This window comes from Streptomyces sp. NPDC127119, assembly GCF_042677425.1.
GTDB lineage: Bacteria > Actinomycetota > Actinomycetes > Streptomycetales > Streptomycetaceae > Streptomyces.
Genome location: NZ_JBHXTO010000036.1, coordinates 1 through 21,284 on the forward strand (window position 1 = coordinate 1; position 21,284 = coordinate 21,284).

The 21,284-nt window shown below is 69.1% G+C and carries 19 protein-coding genes; 3 read left to right on the forward strand and 16 right to left on the reverse strand.

The window, feature by feature from the left end:
• Positions 1–108 precede the first annotated feature (108 nt).
• The 14 genes from nuoN to ACFVH5_RS18145 all read right to left on the reverse strand — a co-directional run bounded on the left by nuoN (position 109) and on the right by ACFVH5_RS18145 (position 16,355).
• Positions 109–1,758: an NADH-quinone oxidoreductase subunit NuoN gene (gene nuoN / locus ACFVH5_RS18080; protein ID WP_384801037.1), complete on the reverse strand. Its 1,650-nt coding sequence runs from the start codon at positions 1,756–1,758 to the stop codon at positions 109–111.
• The gene (locus ACFVH5_RS18085) at positions 1,755–3,326 is read right to left on the reverse strand and encodes an NADH-quinone oxidoreductase subunit M (protein ID WP_384801034.1); all 1,572 of its coding nucleotides are present in this window, start codon (positions 3,324–3,326) and stop codon (positions 1,755–1,757) included. The genes nuoN and ACFVH5_RS18085 overlap by 4 nt, the downstream gene beginning before the upstream one ends.
• Positions 3,327–3,331: 5 nt before the next feature.
• A complete protein-coding gene (nuoL, locus tag ACFVH5_RS18090) occupies positions 3,332–5,227 on the reverse strand; it encodes an NADH-quinone oxidoreductase subunit L (protein WP_384801031.1) in 1,896 nt (631 codons plus the stop codon).
• Between the two features lie 14 nt (positions 5,228–5,241).
• Positions 5,242–5,541 (reverse strand): NADH-quinone oxidoreductase subunit NuoK, encoded by a 300-nt coding sequence (gene nuoK, locus ACFVH5_RS18095; RefSeq protein WP_069171239.1) that lies wholly within the window; start codon positions 5,539–5,541, stop codon positions 5,242–5,244.
• The gene (locus ACFVH5_RS18100; RefSeq protein WP_385834666.1) at positions 5,538–6,404 is read right to left on the reverse strand and encodes an NADH-quinone oxidoreductase subunit J; all 867 of its coding nucleotides are present in this window, start codon (positions 6,402–6,404) and stop codon (positions 5,538–5,540) included. The genes nuoK and ACFVH5_RS18100 overlap by 4 nt, the downstream gene beginning before the upstream one ends.
• A complete protein-coding gene (nuoI, locus tag ACFVH5_RS18105) occupies positions 6,401–7,042 on the reverse strand; it encodes an NADH-quinone oxidoreductase subunit NuoI (protein ID WP_385834667.1) in 642 nt (213 codons plus the stop codon). The genes ACFVH5_RS18100 and nuoI overlap by 4 nt, the downstream gene beginning before the upstream one ends.
• Positions 7,035–8,432: an NADH-quinone oxidoreductase subunit NuoH gene (gene nuoH, locus ACFVH5_RS18110; RefSeq protein WP_385834668.1), complete on the reverse strand. Its 1,398-nt coding sequence runs from the start codon at positions 8,430–8,432 to the stop codon at positions 7,035–7,037. Before nuoH ends, nuoI begins: the two co-directional genes overlap by 8 nt.
• Entirely contained in the window at positions 8,429–10,933 is a 2,505-nt protein-coding gene (locus ACFVH5_RS18115; protein WP_385834669.1) for an NADH-quinone oxidoreductase subunit G, read from the reverse strand. The genes nuoH and ACFVH5_RS18115 overlap by 4 nt, the downstream gene beginning before the upstream one ends.
• Positions 10,930–12,306 carry an NADH-quinone oxidoreductase subunit NuoF gene (gene nuoF, locus ACFVH5_RS18120; RefSeq protein ID WP_385834670.1) on the reverse strand — a complete coding sequence of 459 codons (1,377 nt, stop codon included), beginning with the start codon at positions 12,304–12,306 and terminating at the stop codon, positions 10,930–10,932. Before nuoF ends, ACFVH5_RS18115 begins: the two co-directional genes overlap by 4 nt.
• A complete protein-coding gene (nuoE, locus tag ACFVH5_RS18125; RefSeq protein WP_385834717.1) occupies positions 12,306–13,187 on the reverse strand; it encodes an NADH-quinone oxidoreductase subunit NuoE in 882 nt (293 codons plus the stop codon). Before nuoE ends, nuoF begins: the two co-directional genes overlap by 1 nt.
• A 65-nt stretch (positions 13,188–13,252) precedes the next feature.
• Positions 13,253–14,605 carry an NADH-quinone oxidoreductase subunit D gene (locus tag ACFVH5_RS18130; RefSeq protein WP_384801015.1) on the reverse strand — a complete coding sequence of 451 codons (1,353 nt, stop codon included), beginning with the start codon at positions 14,603–14,605 and terminating at the stop codon, positions 13,253–13,255.
• On the reverse strand, positions 14,602–15,351 hold the full coding sequence (locus ACFVH5_RS18135) for an NADH-quinone oxidoreductase subunit C (RefSeq protein ID WP_385834671.1): 750 nt from the start codon (positions 15,349–15,351) through the stop codon (positions 14,602–14,604). Before ACFVH5_RS18135 ends, ACFVH5_RS18130 begins: the two co-directional genes overlap by 4 nt.
• Positions 15,348–15,902 (reverse strand): NADH-quinone oxidoreductase subunit B family protein, encoded by a 555-nt coding sequence (locus tag ACFVH5_RS18140; protein WP_018528252.1) that lies wholly within the window; start codon positions 15,900–15,902, stop codon positions 15,348–15,350. The genes ACFVH5_RS18135 and ACFVH5_RS18140 overlap by 4 nt, the downstream gene beginning before the upstream one ends.
• Before the next feature lie 93 nt (positions 15,903–15,995).
• The gene (locus ACFVH5_RS18145) at positions 15,996–16,355 is read right to left on the reverse strand and encodes an NADH-quinone oxidoreductase subunit A (RefSeq protein WP_033319564.1); all 360 of its coding nucleotides are present in this window, start codon (positions 16,353–16,355) and stop codon (positions 15,996–15,998) included.
• Between the two features lie 789 nt (positions 16,356–17,144).
• Here ACFVH5_RS18145 and ACFVH5_RS18150 point away from each other — a divergent pair.
• A complete protein-coding gene (locus tag ACFVH5_RS18150) occupies positions 17,145–17,981 on the forward strand; it encodes a C40 family peptidase (RefSeq protein WP_384801009.1) in 837 nt (278 codons plus the stop codon).
• A 152-nt stretch (positions 17,982–18,133) separates the two neighbouring features.
• Here ACFVH5_RS18150 and ACFVH5_RS18155 read toward each other — a convergent pair whose 3' ends face one another.
• Entirely contained in the window at positions 18,134–19,465 is a 1,332-nt protein-coding gene (locus tag ACFVH5_RS18155; protein WP_384806028.1) for a geranylgeranyl reductase family protein, read from the reverse strand.
• Positions 19,466–19,595: 130 nt separating this feature from the next.
• On the opposite strand from ACFVH5_RS18155, the gene ACFVH5_RS18160 reads away from it, so the two are divergent.
• The gene (locus ACFVH5_RS18160; protein WP_384806031.1) at positions 19,596–20,102 is read left to right on the forward strand and encodes a GNAT family N-acetyltransferase; all 507 of its coding nucleotides are present in this window, start codon (positions 19,596–19,598) and stop codon (positions 20,100–20,102) included.
• 91 nt (positions 20,103–20,193) lie between these two features.
• Positions 20,194–20,532: a PASTA domain-containing protein gene (locus ACFVH5_RS18165; protein ID WP_366782180.1), complete on the forward strand. Its 339-nt coding sequence runs from the start codon at positions 20,194–20,196 to the stop codon at positions 20,530–20,532.
• Between the two features lie 55 nt (positions 20,533–20,587).
• Here the strand turns inward: ACFVH5_RS18165 and ACFVH5_RS18170 are convergent, their stop codons facing one another.
• Positions 20,588–21,283 (reverse strand): demethylmenaquinone methyltransferase, encoded by a 696-nt coding sequence (locus tag ACFVH5_RS18170; protein ID WP_385834673.1) that lies wholly within the window; start codon positions 21,281–21,283, stop codon positions 20,588–20,590.
• Between the last annotated feature and the right edge of the window lies 1 nt (position 21,284).

Genomic DNA, 21,284 nt, shown 5'->3' on the forward strand with positions numbered 1-21,284 from the left:
CACTTGGGGTGTTTGTTTTTTTGGGGGGGGGGGCCGCGCGGGTCGGCCCCGGTTATTGCGGGGGGCCCGGGTTCCCGCGTCACCGGGGGCCCCACGGACCGGGCTGCCTCAGCGGACGAAGACGCCCGCCTGCCCCGCCAGATCCAGGAAGTACTGCGGCGCCACACCGAGCACCAGCGTGACCGCCACGCCCACCGCGATGGCCGTCATCGTCAGGGGCGACGGCACGGCGACCGTGGGTCCCTCCGGACGCGGCTCGCTGAAGAACATCAGCACGATCACGCGGATGTAGAAGAACGCCGCGATGGCCGACGAGATCACACCGACCACGACCAGCGCGCCCGCGCCGCCCTCGGCCGCCGCCTTGAACACGGCGAACTTGCCCGCGAACCCGGAGGTCAGCGGGATGCCCGCGAAGGCCAGCAGATAGACCGCGAACACGGCCGCCACCAGCGGTGACCTGCGTCCGAGGCCGGCCCACTTGGACAGGTGCGTGGCCTCGCCGCCCGCGTCGCGGACGAGGGTGACGACCGCGAACGCGCCGATCGTCACGAACGAGTAGGCGCCCAGGTAGAAGAGCACCGACGACACACCGTCCGGTGTCATCGCGATGACACCCGCGAGGATGAATCCCGCGTGCGCGATGGACGAGTACGCGAGGAGCCGCTTGATGTCGGTCTGGGTGATCGCGACGATCGCGCCGCCCAGCATGGTGACGACCGCGACGCCCATCATCACCGGCCGCCAGTCCCAGCGCAGGCCCGGCAGGACGACGTACAGGAGGCGCAGCAGCGCGCCGAAGGCGGCCACCTTGGTCGCGGCGGCCATGAAGCCGGTCACCGGGGTCGGTGCGCCCTGGTAGACGTCCGGGGTCCACATGTGGAACGGCACCGCGCCGACCTTGAACAGCAGGCCCATGACGACCATCGCGGCGCCGATGAGCAGCAGCGCGTCGTTGCCCATGGTGTCGGCGAGGGCCGGGTTCACCGTCTCGACCGTGCCGTCGACGACCTGGGCGATGGTCGCGTACGACACGGAGCCGGCGTAGCCGTAGAGCAGGGCGATGCCGAAGAGGGTGAACGCGGAGGCGAAGGCCCCGAGCAGGAAGTACTTGACCGCGGCCTCCTGCGACATGATCCGCTTGCGGCGGGCCACGGCGCACAGCAGGTACAGCGGCAGCGAGAAGACTTCCAGCGCGATGAAGAGGGTCAGCAGGTCGTTCGCCGCGGGGAAGACGAGCATGCCGCCGATGGCGAAGAGCAGCAGCGGGAACACCTCGGTGGTGGTGAATCCCGCCTTGACCGCGGCCTTCTCGCTGTCGCTGCCCGGTACGGAGGCGGCCTGCGCCGCGAACGAGTCGACGCGGTTGCCGTGCGCCACGGGATCGAGGCGCCGTTCGGCGAACGTGAACACGCCCAGTACACCGGCCAGCAGGATGACGCCCTGCAGGAAGAGCGCGGGGCCGTCGACCGCGACGGCGCCCATCGCGGCGATCCCGGCCTTCGTGGTGCCGTATCCGCTCGCCGCGAGGGCGACCACCGCGGCGAACGCGGCGGCGAGAGCGACGACGGACACGAAGACCTGCACGTAGTAACGGGACCTGCGGGGCACGAAGGCCTCGACGAGGATGCCGATGACCGCCGCCCCGATGACGATCAGGGTGGGCGACAGCTGCCCGTACTCGATGTGCGGCGCGTCGATCTTCTGGATCGGGTCGGCCGCCGTTGTCCACAGGCTGTGGACGGCTGTAGCGCTCACTTGGCGGCCTCCACCTCGGGCTTGGGGTCCTTCTTGTGTACGTCGGACATGGTCTGCTTGACCGCCGGGTTGACGATGTCGGTGAGGGGCTTCGGGTAGACGCCCAGGAAGATCAGCAGGGCGATCAGCGGGGCGACCACCACCAGTTCCCGCACCTTGAGGTCGGGCATGGCCGAGACCTCGGGCTTCACCGGGCCCGTCATCGTGCGCTGGTACAGGACGAGTGTGTAGAGCGCGGCGAGGACGATGCCGAAGGTGGCGATGATCCCGATCACCGGGTAGCGCGCGAACGTGCCGATCAGGACCAGGAACTCACTCACGAACGGCGCGAGTCCCGGCAGCGACAGCGTCGCCAGGCTGCCGATCAGGAAGGTGCCCGCGAGCACCGGGGCGACTTTCTGCACCCCTCCGTAGTCGGCGATCAGACGCGAGCCGCGCCGTGTGATCAGGAACCCGGCGACCAGCATCAGGGCGGCGGTCGAGATCCCGTGGTTGACCATGTAGAGCGTCGCGCCCGACTGCCCCTGGCTGGTCATCGCGAAGATGCCCATGATGATGAACCCGAAGTGGGAGATCGACGCGTACGCCACCAGGCGCTTGATGTCCCGCTGGCCGACCGCGAGCAGCGCCCCGTAGATGATGCTGATCAGGGCGAGGACGAGGATCGCGGGCGTCGCCCACTTCGAGGCCTCCGGGAAGAGCTGGAGGCAGAAGCGCAGCATCGCGAAGGTGCCGACCTTGTCGACCACCGCGGTGATCAGTACGGCGACCGGGGCGGTGGACTCCCCCATGGCGTTGGGCAGCCAGGTGTGGAGCGGCCACAGGGGCGCCTTCACCGCGAAGGCGAAGAAGAAGCCCAGGAACAGCCATCGTTCGGTGTTGGTCGCCATGTCCAGCGAGCCGTTGGCCCGCGCCTCGGCGATCTCCTGGAGCGAGAAGTTCCCCGCCACCACGTAGAGGCCGATCACGGCGGCCAGCATGATCAGGCCGCCGGCCAGGTTGTAGAGGAGGAACTTCACGGCGGCGTACGAACGCTGTGCCGCCGCGTGTTCGTCCGAGCCCGCGTGGGCCCGGTCCCCGAAGCCGCCGATGAGGAAGTACATCGGGATGAGCATGGCTTCGAAGAAGATGTAGAAGAGGAAGACGTCGGTGGCCTCGAAGGAGATGATCACCATCGCCTCGACGGCGAGGATCAGGGCGAAGAAGCCCTGGGTCGGCCGCCACCGGCTGCTGTGGGTCTCCAGCGGGTCGGCGTCGTGCCAGCCCGCGAGGATCACGAACGGGATGAGCAGGGCGGTCAGCGCGATGAGCGCCACCGCGATGCCGTCCACGCCCAGCTCGTACCGCACCCCGAAGTCCTTGATCCAGGAGTGCGATTCGGTGAGCTGGTAGCGGTCGCCGTCGGGGTCGAAGCGGACCAGGACGACGACGGCGAGGGCCAGGGTGGCGAGCGAGACGAGCAGCGCCAGCCATTTGGCCGCGGTGCGGCGGGCGGCCGGCACGGCGGCCGTGGCGATCGCCCCGATCGCCGGGAGGGCCGCCGTCGCTGTCAGCAGAGGAAAGGACATCGGTATCAGACCGCCCTCATCAGCAGGGTCGCGGCGATGAGGATCGCCGCACCGCCGAACATCGAGACGGCGTACGAGCGCGCGTAGCCGTTCTGCAGCTTGCGGAGCCGTCCGGACAGACCGCCCATCGAGGCCGCCGTGCCGTTGACGACCCCGTCGACCAGGGTGTGGTCGACGTACACCAGGGAGCGCGTGAGGTGCTCGCCGCCGCGCACCAGGACGACGTGGTTGAAGTCGTCCTGGAGGAGGTCGCGGCGGGCGGCCCGGGTGAGCAGGGAGCCGCGCGGGGCGACGACCGGGACGGGACGGCGCCCGTACTGGAGCCAGGCGAGGCCGACGCCGATGACGAGCACGACCATCGTGGAGAGGGTGACGGTGGTCGCGCCGATCGGCGGGTGTCCGTGCGCGTGCTCGGTGACGGGCTCCAGCCAGTGCAGGAAGCGGTCGCCGATGCCGAAGAAGCCGCCCGCGAAGACCGATCCGAAGGCCAGCACGATCATGGGGATCGTCATGGACCTCGGCGACTCGTGCGGGTGCGGCTCGTGGCCGTGCTCGTCGGGCTGCCAGCGCTTCTCACCGAAGAACGTCATCAGCATCACGCGCGTCATGTAGAACGCGGTGATGGCCGCGCCCAGCAGGGCCACGCTTCCGAGGATCCAGCCCTCGGTGCCGCCCTTGGCGAAGGCGGCCTCGATGATCTTGTCCTTGGAGAAGAAGCCGGACAGGCCCGGGAAGCCGATGATGGCGAGGTAGCCGAGGCCGAACGTCACGAAGGTGACCGGCATGTGCTTGCGCAGGCCGCCGTACTTGCGCATGTCGACCTCGTCGTTCATGCCGTGCATGACCGAACCGGCGCCAAGGAAGAGCCCGGCCTTGAAGAAGCCGTGCGTCACCAGGTGCATGATCGCGAAGACGTACCCGATCGGGCCGAGGCCCGCCGCGAGGATCATGTAGCCGATCTGCGACATGGTCGAACCGGCGAGCGCCTTCTTGATGTCGTCCTTGGCGCAACCGACGATCGCACCGAAGAGGAGCGTGACCGCTCCGACGACGGTGGTGACGAGCTGGGCGTCCGGCGCGGCGTTGAAGATCTCCCCGGAGCGGACGATCAGGTACACACCCGCGGTCACCATGGTCGCGGCGTGGATGAGGGCCGAGACCGGGGTCGGGCCCTCCATCGCGTCGCCGAGCCAGGACTGCAGCGGCACCTGGGCGGACTTGCCGCACGCGGCGAGCAGCAGCATCAGCCCGATGGCGGTGAGCTTGCCCTCGCCGGTCTCTCCGGTGGCCTCCAGGACCGGCCCGAAGGCGAAGGTCCCGAAGGTGGTGAACATCAGCATGATGGCGATCGACAGGCCCATGTCACCGACGCGGTTGACCAGGAAGGCCTTCTTCGCGGCGGTCGCGGCACTGGGCTTGTGCTGCCAGAAGCCGATGAGCAGGTACGAGGCGAGGCCCACGCCCTCCCAGCCGACGTACAGCAGCAGGTAGTTGTCGGCGAGGACGAGCAGCAGCATCGCCGCGAGGAACAGGTTCAGATAGCCGAAGAAGCGGCGGCGGCGCTCGTCGTGCTCCATGTACCCGATCGAGTACACGTGGATGAGCGAGCCGACGCCGGTGATCAGCAGCACGAACGTCATCGACAGCTGGTCGAGCTGGAAGGCGACGTCCGCCTGGAAGCCCTCGACGGGGATCCAGCTGAACAGGTGCTGTGCGAGGGCCCGGTGCTCCTCGTCCTTGCCCAGCATGTCGACGAAGAGGATCGCGCCGATCACGAAGGAGGCGGACGCGAGGACCGTGCCGATCCAGTGGCCGACGGCATCGAGCCGCCTGCCGCCGCACAGCAGTACGGCCGCTCCGAGCAGAGGCGCTGCCACCAGCAGCGCAATCAGGTTGTCCACGATTCAGCGACCCCTTACAGCTTCATCAGGCTGGCGTCGTCGACCGAGGCCGAGTGGCGGGAACGGAACAGCGACACGATGATCGCGAGCCCGACCACGACCTCCGCGGCGGCGACGACCATCGTGAAGAAGGCGATGATCTGGCCGTCGAGATTGCCGTGCATCCGGGAGAAGGCGACGAACGCGAGGTTGCAGGCGTTGAGCATCAGCTCGATGCACATGAACACCACGATCGCGTTCCGCCTGATCAGGACGCCCGAGGCGCCGATCGTGAACAACAGGGCGGCGAGATACAGGTAGTTGACGGGGTTCACTTCGCGGCCTCCTCTTCACGGCCTTCGCGGCCGAGCCGCTCCCCGGAACGCTGTTCGAGCGCCTTCAGGTCCTTGATGGCCTGGTCCGACACATCGCGGATCTGACCGCGCTCGCGCAGCGTGCTGATGACGGTCAGTTCGGACGGCGTGCCGTCCGGGAGGAGACCGGCGATGTCCACCGCGTTGTGCCGGGCGTACACGCCGGGTGCGGGCAGCGGCGGAAGCTGCTTGTTCGCCCGTACGCGTTCCCCGGCCAGCTCGCGCTGGGTCTTGGCCCGCTCGGTGCGCTCGCGGTGGGTGAGCACCATGGCGCCGACGGCGGCCGTGATGAGCAGGGCGCCGGTGATCTCGAAGGCGAAGACGTACTTCGTGAAGATCAGGGCGGCCAGGCCCTCCACGTTGCCGCCGGCGTTGGCCTGGGCCAGGCCCTCGAACTCGTTCAGCGACGCGTTGCCGATGCCCGCGCACAGCAGGACGCCGAAGCCGAGGCCGCACAGGAGGGCCAGCCAGCGCTGGCCCTTGATGGTCTCCTTCAGGGAGTCCGCCGCGGTGACACCGACGAGCATGACCACGAAGAGGAACAGCATCATGATCGCGCCGGTGTAGACGACGACCTGCACGATGCCCAGGAAGTAGGCACCGTTGGCGAGGTAGAACACCGCCAGGATGATCATGGTTCCGGCGAGGCAGAGCGCGCTGTGCACGGACTTCTTCATGAGGACGGTGCACAGGGCGCCGATCACGGCGACCGTACCGAGGATCCAGAACTGGACGGCCTCGCCGGTGGAGGTCGAGTAGGCCGCCAGCGACGTCGTGGCGTCGGCGGCCAGGGAGCCGGAGTGCGCGGCCAGTTGCCCGGTCATCGGCCGATCACCTGCTCCGACGCCGGCTCGTCCGGACCGGAGGCGGACCCGCTCTCCTGCGGGACCTCGCCCTTGGAGACGGCGACCTGCGGCACCGTGCCCGGCGCGGCCTCCGTCACCAGCCCCCGGTAGTAGTCCTGCTCGTCCGTGCCCGGGAAGATCGAGTGCGGCGACTCGACCATGCCCTCCTCCAGACCGGCGAGCAGCTGCTCCTTGGTGTAGATGAGGTTGGCGCGGCTGCTGTCGGCCAGCTCGAACTCGTTGGTCATCGTCAGCGCGCGCGTGGGGCACGCCTCGATGCACAGGCCGCACAGGATGCAGCGGGCGTAGTTGATCTGGTAGACGCGTCCGTACCGCTCGCCCGGGGAGTAGCGCTCCTCCTCGGTGTTGTCCGCGCCCTCCACGTAGATGGCGTCGGCGGGACACGCCCAGGCGCACAGCTCGCAGCCGACGCACTTCTCCAGGCCGTCCGGATGCCGGTTGAGCTGGTGCCGGCCGTGGAAGCGCGGTGCGGTGGTCTTCTGCTGCTCCGGATACTGCTCGGTCAGCCGCTTCTTGAACATGGCCTTGAAGGTCACGCCGAAGCCTGCGACGGGGTTCTGGAAACCGGGTTTGGTCTCCTTCTGCTCATCAGCCATCGGACGCCTCCTTTCCGTCACGAGGTCCATCAGATCCGTCACTGTCAGTATTCACGCCACCACTGACAATCAACTCCCGTTCCCGGCGCGGGCGGCGCCTGGGCACCGGCGGCAACTCCTGTCCGGGCAGCGGCGGCACGGGATAGCCGCCCGCCATCGGGTCGAAGGCGGCGGTTTCGTCCAGCGCCTCCCGGGCGCCCTCGGCGTCCTTGCGTTCGCGGAACATGTCGGCGACGAACGACAGCAGCAGCAGGACGAGGACGCCGCCGCCCACGTACAGGGCGATGTCGGCGAAGTCGTAGTTCTCGTTGCGCAGGGTCCGTACGGTCGCCACGAGCATCAGCCAGACCACGGAGACCGGGATCAGGACCTTCCAGCCGAGCTTCATCAGCTGGTCGTAGCGGACGCGGGGCAGCGTGCCGCGCAGCCAGATGAAGAAGAACAGCAGCAGCTGCACCTTGATGACGAACCACAGCATCGGCCACCAGCCGTGGTTGGCGCCCTCCCAGAAGGTGCTGATCGGCCAGGGGGCCCGCCAGCCGCCCAGGAAGAGCGTCACGGAGACCGCCGAGACGGTCACCATGTTCACGTACTCGGCGAGCATGAACAGCGCGAACTTGATGGACGAGTACTCGGTGTTGAAGCCGCCGACCAGGTCGCCCTCGGACTCCGGCATGTCGAAGGGGGCGCGGTTGGTCTCGCCGACCATCGTCACGATGTAGATCAGGAACGACACCGGCAGCAGGACGACGAACCAGCGGTCCTCCTGCTGGGCGACGATCTCCGAGGTGGACATCGAGCCGGAGTACAGGAACACCGACGCGAACGCGGCGCCCATGGCGATCTCGTAGGAGATCATCTGCGCGCACGAGCGCAGGCCGCCGAGCAGCGGATACGTGGACCCGGAGGACCAGCCCGCGAGCACGATGCCGTAGATGCCCACCGAGGCGACCGCGAGGATGTAGAGCATCGCGATCGGCAGGTCGGTGAGCTGCATCGTGGTGCGCTGGCCGAAGATCGAGATCTCGTTGCCGGCCGGCCCGAAGGGGATCACGGCGATCGCCATGAAGGCCGGGATCGCCGCGATGATCGGCGCGAGGACGTAGACGACCTTGTCCGCGCGCTTGACGATCAGGTCTTCCTTGAGCATCAGCTTGATGCCGTCGGCGAGCGACTGGAGCATGCCCCAGGGGCCGTGCCGGTTGGGGCCGATGCGCAGCTGCATCCAGGCGACGACCTTGCGCTCCCACACGATGGAGAAGAGCACGGTGAGCATCAGGAAGGCGAAGCAGAACACCGCCTTGATGACGACGAGCCACCAGACGTCCCGGCCGAAGACGGAGAGGTCCTCCGCGGCCAGGTAGACCGGCGCGGTGAGGTTCGGGGTCATGCCTCCACCTCCTTGGGGGCCTCGCCGGCGAGCGTCGCCGGTCCGATGCGGACGAGTGCGCCGGGGGTCGCACCCGTGTCCGAGGCGACGCCTCCCCCGGCGGAGTTCAGCGGGAGCCAGACCACCCGGTCGGGCATCTGCGTGATCCGCAGCGGGAGTTCGACCGCTCCCGAGGGCCCGGTGACGGCCAGCGTGTCGCCGTCCTTGACGCCCGCCTCGGCGGCCGTGGCGGGCGACACGCGCGCGTGGGCCTCGTGCCGGGTCCCGGCGAGCGCCTCGTCGCCCTCCTGGAGGCGGCCCTGGTCGAGCAGCAGCCGGTGTCCGGCCAGCACGGCCTCACCGGCGGCGGGCCGCGGCGACTGCGCCGCGGTCTCCAGCGGTTCGGTGGCCCGCGGCCCGTCCCAGGCGCCGAGCCGGTCCAGCTCCGCGCGCACGGTCCGCAGGTCGGGCAGTCCGAGGTGGACGTCCATGGCGTCGGCCAGCATCTGCAGGACGCGCGCGTCGGTGGGCGCCACCCGGCGGGTCATCTGGTCGGGCTTGAGAGCGGCCTCGAAGAGACGTGCCCGGCCCTCCCAGTTGAGGAAGGTGCCCGCCTTCTCGGCGACCGCGGCGACCGGGAACACGACGTCCGCGTGCTCGGTGATCTCACTGGGACGCAGTTCGAGGGAGACCAGGAAGCCCACTTCGGACAGGGCCGCACGCGCGCGTGTGGGGTCGGGGAGGTCGGCGACCTCGACGCCCGCCACGACGAGCGCGGAGAGTTCGCCGGTGGCGGCGGCCTCGACGATCTGTCCGGTGTCGCGGCCGTGCCGGTGCGGAAGCGCGCCGATCTTCCAGGCCCCGATGACCTCGTCCCGCGCGCGCGGGTCGGTGGCCGGGCGTCCGCCGGGCAGCAGCGAGGGCATCGCCCCCGCCTCGATCGCGCCGCGTTCGCCTGCCCTGCGCGGGATCCACACCAGCTGGGCGCCGGTGGCGGCGGCGGCCCGTACGGCGGCGGTGAGCCCGCCCGCCACGGAGGCCAGCCGTTCACCGACGACGATCACGGCGCCCGCCAGGCGCAGTGCCTCGGCGGCCTTCGCCCCGTCGTCCTCCAGACCGGTGCCGGAGGCGAGCGCGTCCAGCCACGCGGTCTCGGTGCCGGGGGCGGCCGACAGCAGGGTGCCGCCCGCCTTCTCCAGGCCGCGGGTGGCGTGCGTGGCCAGTGAGAAGGTCTGCTGACCGTGTCCGCGCCACGCCTTGCGGAGCCGCAGGAAGACGCCGGGCGCCTCCTCCTCGGACTCGAATCCGGCGAGCAGGACCGCGGGCGCCTTCTCCAGGGCCGTGTACGTGACGCCCGTACCGTCGAGGTCCCGGCCGCGGCCGGCGACGCGGGCGGCCAGGAAGTCGGCCTCCTCGGCGCTGTGCACGCGCGCGCGGAAGTCGATGTCGTTCGTGTCGAGGGCCACGCGCGCGAACTTGCTGTACGCGTAGGAGTCCTCGACGGTCAGCCGGCCGCCGGTGAGGACGCCGGACCGGGAGCGGGCCGCCAGGAGTCCCCGGGCCGCCGCCTCCAGTGCCTCGGGCCAGGAGGCGGGCTCCAGCTCACCGGACGCGCCGCGCACCAGGGGTGTCGTCAGCCGGTCCCGCTGCTGCGCGTACCGGAAGCCGAACCGCCCCTTGTCGCAGATCCACTCCTCGTTGACCTCGGGGTCGTCGGCCGCGATGCGCCGCATGACCTTGCCGCGCCGGTGGTCGGTGCGGGTCGCGCAGCCGCCGGAGCAGTGCTCGCACACCGAGGGCGAGGAGACGAGGTCGAAGGGCCGCGAGCGGAATCGGTACGCCGCCGAGGTGAGCGCCCCGACGGGGCAGATCTGGATGGTGTTCCCGGAGAAGTACGACTCGAAGGGGTCGCCCTCGCCGGTGCCGACCTGCTGGAGCGCGCCCCGCTCGATCAGTTCGATCATGGGGTCGCCCGCGACCTGGTTGGAGAACCGGGTGCAGCGGGCGCACAGCACGCACCGCTCGCGGTCGAGCAGCACCTGGGTGGAGATCGGGACGGGCTTCTCGTACGTCCGCTTCTTGCCCTCGAAGCGGGACTCGGAGTCGCCGTGCGACATGGCCTGGTTCTGCAGCGGGCACTCGCCGCCCTTGTCGCAGACGGGGCAGTCCAGCGGGTGGTTGATGAGCAGCAGCTCCATCACACCCTTCTGGGCCTTCTCGGCGACAGGAGAGGTGAGATGGGTCTTGACGACCATGCCGTCCGTGCAGGTGATCGTGCAGGACGCCATGGGCTTGCGCTGGCCCTCGACCTCGACGATGCACTGGCGGCAGGCGCCGGCCGGGTCGAGGAGGGGGTGGTCGCAGAAGCGGGGGATCTCGATGCCGAGCTGTTCGGCGGCGCGGATGACCAGGGTGCCCTTGGGCACGCTGATCTCGACGCCGTCGATGGTCAGCGAGACGAGGTCCTCCGGCGGGACCGCCGCTTCCCCGCCTCCGGAGGGAGCGCTCGTGGTCACGGTCATGCGTTCACCTCCGTGTGCTTGTCCTTGTCGGCCCAGACCGTCGATTTGGCGGGGTCGAAGGGGCAGCCGCGACCCGTGATGTGCTCCTCGTACTCCTCACGGAAGTACTTGAGGGAGGAGAAGATCGGTGAGGCGGCGCCGTCGCCGAGGGCGCAGAAGGACTTGCCGTTGATGTTGTCGGCGATGTCGTTCAGCTTGTCGAGGTCGGACATGACGCCCTTGCCGGCCTCGATGTCGCGCAGCAACTGCACGAGCCAGTAAGTCCCTTCGCGGCAGGGCGTGCACTTGCCGCAGGACTCGTGGGCGTAGAACTCGGTCCACCGGGTGACGGCCCGTACGACACAGGTCGTCTCGTCGAAGCACTGGAGTGCTTTCGTGCCGAGCATGGAACCCGCGGCGCCCACTCCCTCGTAGTCGAGGGGGACGTCGAGGTGCTCGTCGGTGAACATCGGGGTCGAGGAGCCGCCCGGCGTCCAGAACTTGAGGCGGTGTCCGGCCCGGATGCCGCCGCTCATGTCGAGGAGCTGACGGAGGGTGACGCCGAGCGGGGCCTCGTACTGGCCGGGGCTGGTGACATGGCCGCTGAGCGAGTAGAGCGTGAAGCCCGGGGACTTCTCGCTTCCCATCGAGCGGAACCATTCTTTGCCCTTGTGGAGAATCGCGGGAACCGACGCGATCGACTCGACGTTGTTCACCACAGTGGGACAGGCATAAAGTCCCGCGACCGCAGGGAAAGGGGGACGGAGTCGCGGCTGCCCACGGCGGCCTTCGAGCGAGTCGAGGAGTGCGGTCTCCTCACCACAGATGTACGCGCCCGCGCCCGCGTGCACGGTGAGCTGGAGATCGAGTCCGCTGCCCAGGATGTTCTCCCCTAGGTAGCCCGCCTCGTGCGCCTCGCGTACGGCCTCGTGCAACCGCCGCAGTACGGGGACGACTTCACCCCGCAGATAGATGAACGCGTGCGAAGACCGGATCGCGTAACAGGCGATCACGATGCCCTCGATGAGGCTGTGCGGGTTCGCGAAGAGGAGCGGGATGTCCTTGCAGGTCCCGGGCTCCGATTCGTCGGCGTTGACAACCAGATAGTGAGGCTTTCCGTCGCCCTGGGGAATGAACTGCCACTTCATTCCCGTCGGGAATCCCGCGCCGCCGCGACCGCGCAGTCCGGATTCCTTCACGTACGCGATGAGGTCGTCCGGTGACATGGCGAGCGCCTTGCGCAGGCCCTCGTACCCGTCGTGCCGCCGGTAGGTGTCCAGCGTCCAGGACTTGTCCTCGTCCCAGAAGGCCGACAGCACCGGTGCGAGCACCTTCTCGGGGTCCGCTCCGGTCTCCGGCCGGGAGGTGCCCCCGTACTGAGTGGACAAGGTCATCACTCCCCCTCCTCGGCGGCGGGCCCGGCCGGGTGGTCCGGGTCGGAGGCCGACGTGTCCTGCGGTGCGTCGTGCGAACTGAGGTGCTTGGACGAGGGCTGGCCCGACGGCGACGGGTCGGCCGGTGACGGGTCGGCCGGAGCCCCGTCACGGGAGGAGCCGGGGGCCGTGGACGATCCGGCGGCCTTGGACCCGCGCGGATGCACCACGCGCGCGGGACCCGTCTCCCCCTTGGCCAGCCGCAGACCCACCAGCGAGGCGGGGCCCGCGCCGCCGCTCGCCTCGACCGCGCCGGGGCGCTCGTCGGGGAAGCCCGCCAGGATGCGGGCGGTGTCCTTGAAGGTGCACAGGGGGGCGCCGCGGGTCGGCTCGACCTCGGTGCCCGCGCGCAGGTCGTCGACGAGGCCCTTCGCGCTGGCCACGGTCTGGTTGTCGAAGAACTCCCAGTTGACCATCACGACCGGCGCGAAGTCGCAGGCCGCGTTGCACTCGATGTGCTCCAGGGTGACCTTGCCGTCGCCGGTGGTCTCGCCGTTGCCGACGCCCAGGTGCTCCTGGAGGGCTTCGAAGATCGCGTCGCCGCCCATGACCGCGCACAGCGTGTTGGTGCAGACGCCCACCTGGTAGTCGCCGCTCGGCTTGCGGCGGTACATGGAGTAGAAGGTCGCGACCGCGGTCACCTCGGCCGTGGTGAGGCCGAGCATCTCCGCGCAGAACCGTTGCCCCGTGCGCGTGACATGGCCTTCCTCCGACTGCACGAGGTGCAGCAGCGGAAGGAGGGCGGACCGGGAGTCCGGGTAGCGGGCGATGACCTCGCGCGCGTCCGCTTCGAGCCGGGTCCGGACGTCGGCCGGATAGTCGGGCGCGGGCAGTTGGGGCATGCCCAGGCTGACACCCTGCGGCTGTGTGCCCTGTGGCTGTACGCCCGGCCCGGAAGGAATGGTGGTCACCGGTCGACGCCTCCCATCACGGGGTCGATGGAGGCGACGGCCACGATGACGTCGGCGATCTGGCCGCCCTCGCACATCGCCGCCATGGCCTGCAGGTTGGTGAAGGACGGGTCCCGGTAGTGGACCCGGTAGGGGCGGGTGCCTCCGTCGGACACGACGTGCACCCCGAGTTCCCCCTTGGGTGACTCGACGGCCGCGTACGCCTGTCCCGGCGGGACGCGGAAGCCCTCGGTCACCAGCTTGAAGTGGTGGATCAGGGCCTCCATGGAGGTGCCCATGATCTTCTTGATGTGGTCGAGCGAGTTGCCGAGGCCGTCGGGGCCGAGCGCGAGCTGGGCGGGCCAGGCGATCTTCTTGTCGGTGACCATGACCGGACCGGGCTCCAGCCGGTCCAGGCACTGCTCGACGATCGCGAGCGACTGGCGCATCTCTTCCAGCCGGATGAGGAAGCGCCCGTACGCGTCGGCGGTGTCCGTGGTCGGGACGTCGAAGTCGTACGTCTCGTAGCCGCAGTACGGCTGGGCCTTGCGCAGGTCGTGCGGGAGGCCTGCGGACCGCAGGATCGGTCCTGTGGCGCCGAGGGCCATGCAGCCGGTCAGGTCCAGGTGGCCGACGTCCTGCATACGGGCCTTGAAGATGGGGTTCCCGGTGGCGAGCTTGTCGTACTCGGGAAGGTTCTTCTGCATCTTCTTCACGAACTCGCGGATGTGGTCCACCGCGCCCGGGGGCAGGTCCTGGGCGAGGCCGCCGGGGCGGATGAACGCGTGGTTCATGCGCAGGCCGGTGATGAGTTCGTAGATGTCGAGAATGAGTTCACGATCGCGGAAGCCGTAGATCATGATCGTGGTGGCGCCCAGTTCCATGCCGCCGGTGGCGATGCACACCAGGTGCGAGGAGAGCCGGTTGAGCTCCATCAGGAGCACCCGGATGATCGTCGCGCGGTCCGGGATCTGGTCCTCGATGCCGAGGAGCTTCTCGACGGCGAGACAGTACGCGGTCTCGTTGAAGAAGGACGTCAGGTAGTCCATGCGCGTCACGAAGGTGGTGCCCTGGGTCCACGTCCGGTATTCGAGGTTCTTCTCGATGCCGGTGTGCAGGTAGCCGATGCCGCAGCGGGCCTCGGTGACCGTCTCGCCCTCGATCTCCAGGATGAGCCGGAGCACGCCGTGGGTGGACGGGTGCTGGGGGCCCATGTTGACGACGATGCGCTCGTCGTCGGCCCTGGCCGCGGTCTCGACGACCTCGTCCCAGTCGCCACCGGTGACCGTGTAGACGGTTCCCTCGGTGGTCTCCCGCGCCGATGCCGACTGCGCGTCCGCCGACTGCGCGCTCGTTGACTGCGTGCTCATGAGTACGACCTCCGCTGGTCCGGAGCCGGGATCTGGGCGCCCTTGTACTCGACGGCGATACCGCCGAGGGGATAGTCCTTGCGCTGCGGGAAGCCCTGCCAGTCGTCCGGCATCATGATCCGCGTCAGCGCCGGGTGACCTTCGAAGACGATGCCGAAGAAGTCGTACGTCTCGCGCTCGTGCCAGTCGTTGGTCGGATAGACCGAGACCAGGGACGGGATGCGCGGGTCGCTGTCGGGGGCACTGACTTCGAGGCGGATCAGCCGGTTGTGGGTGAGCGAGCGCAGGTGGTAGACGGCGTGCAGCTCGCGGCCCTTGTCGGCCGGGTAGTGCACCCCGCTCACCCCGGTGCAGAGCTCGAAGCGCAGGGCCGGGTCGTCGCGCAGGGTCCTGGCGACCTGGAGCAGGTGCTCGCGCTCGATGTGGAAGGTGAGCTCGTCGCGGTCGACGATCGTCTTCTCGATCGCGTTCTCCGGGACCAGTCCCTGTTCCTCCAGGGCGCCTTCCAATTCGTCGGCGACCTCGTCGAACCAGCCGCCGTACGGGCGGCCGGCCGGGCCGGGGAGGCGGATCGAGCGGACCAGGCCGCCGTATCCGGAGGTGTCGCCGCCGTTGTTCGCGCCGAACATGCCGCGCTGGACGCGGATCTCCTCACCGCCGTCGCCGCGTTGGCCCGGGAGGTTGGAGGCGCCGAGGTCCTTCTCCGGATCGGCGCCGTTCGTGCCGTTGCCGTTCGCGTCGCTCACCGCAGCAGCCCCTTCATCTCGATGGTGGGGAGCGCCTTGAGCGCCGCTTCCTCCGCCTCACGGGCCGCTTCCTCGGCGTTCACGCCGAGCTTCGAGGACTGGATCTTCTGGTGGAGCTTGAGGATCGCGTCCATCAGCATCTCGGGCCGCGGCGGGCAGCCCGGGAGGTAGATGTCGACGGGGACGATGTGATCGACGCCCTGCACGATCGCGTAGTTGTTGAACATGCCGCCCGAAGAGGCGCAGACCCCCATGGAGATCACCCACTTGGGGTTCGGCATCTGGTCGTAGACCTGCCTCAGAACCGGTGCCATCTTCTGGCTGACACGCCCGGCGACGATCATCAGGTCGGCCTGCCGCGGCGAGCCGCGGAAGACCTCCATGCCGAAGCGCGCCAGGTCGTAGCGGCCCGCCCCTGTCGTCATCATCTCGATGGCGCAGCAGGCGAGGCCGAAGGTGGCGGGAAAGACGGACGACTTGCGCACCCACCCCGCGGCCTGCTCGACGGTGGTCAGCAGGAAGCCGCTCGGCAGCTTTTCTTCGAGTCCCATGCTCAATGGCTCCTCTGTCCCCTATACGGGGCTCAGTCCCTTGCGGGGGTCAGTCCCATGCGGGGCCCTTACGGGTGTCGGTCCCATACGGGTTCAGTCCCATTCCAGGCCGCCGCGCCGCCACACGTACGCGTAGGCGACGAAGACGGTGAGCACGAAGAGCAGCATCTCCACGAGCCCGAAGACCCCGAGCGCGTCGAAGGTGACGGCCCAGGGATAGAGGAAGACGATCTCGATATCGAAAATGATGAAGAGCATCGCCGTCAGGTAGTACTTGATGGGGAACCGCCCGCCGCCCGCCGGCGTGGGGGTCGGCTCGATCCCGCACTCGTAGGCCTCAAGCTTGGCCCGGTTGTATCGCTTTGGACCGATAAGCGTGGCCATGACCACGGAGAAGATCGCAAAGCCTGCCCCGAGGGCTCCCAGTACGAGGATGGGCGCATACGCGTTCACCGCTCCTCGCTCCTCTCAGTCGGCATTGACTGCTGGCGGTTGCATCAGGCGTCGCCCCTGCTCCACGAACCTCACGACGGTCGTGAGATGTGCGGAACCCCGTGCGGCTCACACGAAGATCGCGCACATGTGAAGCAGGTCACAAGCCCAACTGCCCCGCATCCTATGCCTGCCGGTCTGTGATCTGCGACACGGGGTACGACAACGCCTTTGTGATCTCCACCACCCGGCGAAGGATCATGAAGTCGGATGAGTGCCGATCTTCGTACGAGAAGCGTCCGAGTGATCACCAGAGGTGACATTCCCGCTCGTCGTCGCTGGTCCGGGCCTTGGCGCACTATCAAGCCAGCCGGATCCAAGGCAAATTGGTGTTGGACCGGGTCGCTTGATAGAGGAACTCGTTCACACGTCGGGGGGAGTTGGGACGTCCGTTGTGGACGGCGCGGGCGCGTGCATCCGTTCACGAGCGGAGGGCGGCGTCGACCCGATCCGGGACCACCCTCCGGATCGGCGCCGAGTCTCCCCACGATCCGCACGCGCAACGCGCCCGCCGGGGCTACCGTTCCGTGACGTGCGTCACATCGGTAACAGGCCGGAAACAACCGGGCTTGGCCAACCGGCTCAACGAGTGGTAGGTCGCGGGCAATTCGGACGTAACGCGAAAAGACCGTGATCACAGGCGCGTCGGGCACTGTCCACAATGCCCGTTACGGCGTCAATAAAGGACGTCACGACCCCGATTCGCGGGACCGTTGAACAATTGTGGCGCACCACACGTTTCTTGAAGGTATGGAGGAGCCCCTGATACCGGTTGTCCCTATGTCCCACACCGCTCACATACGAAGCCACCGGAAACCCCGGCCTCGCAGCAGTTCGGCGCTCGCGATGCGCGCCGGAGTTGCCGGTGGCGTCCTCGGCACCCTGGCAGTGGCCGGTGCCGCCGGAACGGCCAACGCGGCCGAGCCGGTGACCCAGACCATCGAGCTGCCCACCCTCACGGCAGACATGACCGCTCAGGTCGCCGAGTCCGCGGAGGTCACCCAGCAGGCCGCGGCCGACTACCAGCTGCGTGCCGAGCGTGACGCCGCTGCCCAAAAGGCCGCGAAGCAGGCCAAGTCGGACCTCGCGGACGCGAAGAAGAAGGCCGAGGCCAAGGAGAAGGCCGAGACGGCCCGCAAGGAGGCCGCCGAGCGCGCCACCCGCTCCGCGGGCCGCACGACCCTCACGACGGCCTCCACGGCCGCCAGCAGCAACGTCGCGGCTCCCGCCAGCGGCAGCGTCGCGACGGTCATCGGCTTCCTGAAGGCTCAGGTCGGCGACGCCTACGTCATGGGCGCCTCCGGTCCCGACGCGTGGGACTGCTCCAGCCTGGTCCAGGCGGCGTTCAAGCAGGTCGGTGTCGACCTGCCGCGCGTCTCCCAGGACCAGTCCGTGGCCGGTACCCCGGTCTCGCTGTCCAACGTCCAGGTCGGCGACATCCTGTACTGGGGTGGCGCGGGCTCGGCGTACCACGTGGGCGTCTACATCGGCGGCGGCCAGTACCTGGACGCGGCGAACCCGTCGAAGGGCGTCGTCATCCAGGATCTGTCGGGCTACCCGGCGAGCGGTGCGGTCCGGGTGCTCTGACCTTCGGTCACACGCCTTCGGACGTCACGTCCTGAATGCTTTTGTGGGCCGTTTCCCCGGCGGGGGAAACGGCCCACAAGCATGCGCGCGTACAGGGGAAGCAGGCGTGCGTACAGGCACGGGAACGGGGCCCTGGCGGGCCCCGCGTCCCGTCAGGCCCTCGGGGCCACCTTCGTCAGGCCGTTGATGATGCGGTCCATCGCGTCGCCGCCCGTCGGGTCCGTCAGGTTGGCGAGCATCTTCAGCGTGAACTTCATCAGCACGGGATGCGTCAGACCGCGCTCGGCGGCGATCTTCATGACCTTCGGGTTGCCGATGAGCTTCACGAAGGCGCGGCCGAGCGTGTAGTAGCCGCCGTAGGTGTCCTTGAGGACCTTCGGGTAGCGCTGGAGAGCGAGTTCGCGCTGGGCGGGCGTCGCGCGGGCCTGCGCCTGGACGATGACGTCCGCGGCGATCTGCCCCGACTCCATGGCGTAGGCGATGCCCTCGCCGTTGAAGGGGTTCACCATGCCGCCCGCGTCGCCGACGAGCAGCAGGCCCTTCGTGTAGTGGGGCTGGCGGTTGAAGGCCATCGGCAGGGCGGCCCCGCGGATCGGGATCGTCATGTTCTCCGGGGTGTAGCCCCAGTCCGCCGGCATGGAGGCGCACCACGCCTTGAGGACCTCGCGCCAGTCCAGTTCCTTGAAGGCGGCCGAGGTGTTGAGGACGCCCAGGCCGACGTTGGAGGTGCCGTCGCCCATGCCGAAGATCCAGCCGTAGCCCGGCAGCAGCCGGTCCTCGCCCGGCCCGCGGCGGTCCCACAGCTCCAGCCACGACTCCAGGTAGTCGTCCTCGTGGCGCGGGGACGTGAAGTACGTACGCACGGCGACGCCCATCGGGCGGTCCTCGCGGCGGTGCAGGCCCATCGCCAGGGACAGCCGGGTCGAGTTGCCGTCGGCGGCGACGACCAGGGGCGCGTGGAAGGTGACTTCGCGCTTCTCCTTGGAGTCGGCGTCGCCGAGCTTGGCGTGGACGCCCGTGATGTGGCCCGTGCGGTCGTCGACGATCGGGGCGCCGACGTTGCAGCGCTCGTACAGGCGCGCGCCGGCCTTCTGCGCCTGGCGGGCCAGCTGCTCGTCGAAGTCGTCGCGTTTGCGGACGAGTCCGTAGTCCGGGTAGGAGGCGAGTTCCGGCCAGTCCAGCTGGAGGCGGACGCCGCCGCCGATGATGCGGAGCCCCTTGTTCCGGAGCCAGCCCGCCTCTTCCGAGATGTCGATACCCATGGAGACGAGCTGTTTGGTGGCGCGGGGCGTCAGTCCGTCGCCGCACACCTTCTCCCGCGGGAACGCCGTCTTTTCGAGGAGCAGGACGTCAAGCCCGGCCTTGGCCAGGTAGTACGCCGTGGTGGAACCGGCCGGCCCCGCCCCGACGACGATCACATCGGCGGAGTGTTCGGACAGGGGCGCGGCGTGTTCGGAGAGGGGCTGGGACTGGGACTCGGTCACGGCGGGGTCTCCCCAAGGCTCGAAGGCTCGAAAATCTCGTAGCGCGAAGTCTCGAAATCCGCGTGCTGACGGGCACGGGACATGGGCAGTCTATGCAGCGGTACTGATCACCTGGCTGAAGGGCTGCCCCGTGAACCGAGCTCTCCCCGTGGTACACCTGCGCGTCCCCACCGACGAGGACGCCTTCGCCTGGCACCGGGCCTTCGACCACCCGGACGTGATGGAGTTCCACGGAGGGAAATCCGCCGAACTGTCCGTCTACGAGGAGTTGACCGCCCGCCAGCGCCGGCACGACGCCGAGCACGGTTTCTGCTTCTGGACCATGCTCGACGAGGAGGGCCGGGTCATGGGCTTCACCGGCGCCCAGCCGTGGCCCCACGAGTGGGGGCCCAAGGGCGAGATCGAGATCGGCTGGCGGCTCGGCCGGGAGTACTGGGGCAAGGGGTACGTGACCGCGGCGGCGCAGGCCACGCTGGAGCGGGTGCGCGCGACGGGCGTCACGAGCGTGGTGGCCATGGTGAACTCCCGCAACGAACGCTCGATCGCCGTGACCAGACGTCTGGGCATGGAGCTGGCGGAAACGTTCACCACGCCGACGTCGAAGCAGTTCGGGCACTGCTACCGGCTGGCTCTCTGAGGGGCCCGGGCCACCGGCGGCCCGCCCGCCGACGCCTTCCGGCGGGGCCCGGCAAGGGCTTACCCTGCCGGTACCGCTGGGGGTGACGTCTGTGCGCATACCACGCAAGACACCCGAAGTGCGCGTACCGCGGCTCGTCGGTCTGATGGCCGTGGACGCGCGCGAGACGGCCGAGGCGCGTGGGGTGCTCCTCGCCGCGCCCGACCGGCCCGACTTCGACCTGACGGTCGTCGACTACGTCGTACGCCAGTACCCGCTGCCCGGTTCCGAGGTGCCGCGCGGGGCGGTCGTGACGGTGTGGTTCGACCTCGGCGAGGGTGAGGGCGGCGGGGGCGCGGGGGTGCGTGAGCCGCGACTGCCCCAGCCGCCGTCGGGCGGCCTGCAGCGCGAACTCGACCCTCCGCACGACCCCTTCGCACTCCTCGGGTGAGCGCCGGGCAGCCGCCCGGAACCGCCTGCGCCGGACAGGAACTGTCAGACAGGCCCTAGTCCTGCTTGAAACCGCGGTGCAGCGCGACGATGCCGCCCGAGAGGTTGCGCCAGGCCACCTTCGACCAGCCGGCCTTGATCAGCCGCTCGGCGAGGGCGGGCTGGTCGGGCCATTCACGGATCGACTCGGCGAGATAGACGTACGCCTCGGGGTTCGAGGAGACCGCGCGGGCCACCGGCGGCAGCGCGCGCATCAGGTACTCGGTGTAGACCGTGCGGAACGGCGCCCAGGTCGGGTGCGAGAACTCGCAGATCACCACACGTCCGCCGGGCTTCGTCACCCGGTACAGCTCCCGCAGCGCGGTGTCCGTGTCCTGCACGTTCCGCAGGCCGAAGGAGATCGTCACCGCGTCGAAGGTGTCGTCCTTGAACGGCAGCTTCGTCGCGTCGCCCGCCGTGAGCGGCAGCCAGGGGTGGTTCTTCTTGCCGACCCTGAGCATCCCGAGGGAGAAGTCGCAGGGCACGACGTACGCGCCCGTGCGCGCGAAGGGCAGGGAGGAGGTGGCGGTGCCCGCCGCGAGGTCCAGGATCTTCTGCGCGGGCCGCGCGTCGACCGCCTTCGCGACCTCCTTGCGCCACACCCGGTCCTGGCCCAGCGACAGCACGTCGTTCGTCAGGTCGTAGCGTTCCGCGACGTCGTCGAACATCGAGGCGACTTCGTGCGGCTGTTTGTTCAGGGATGCGCGGGTCACG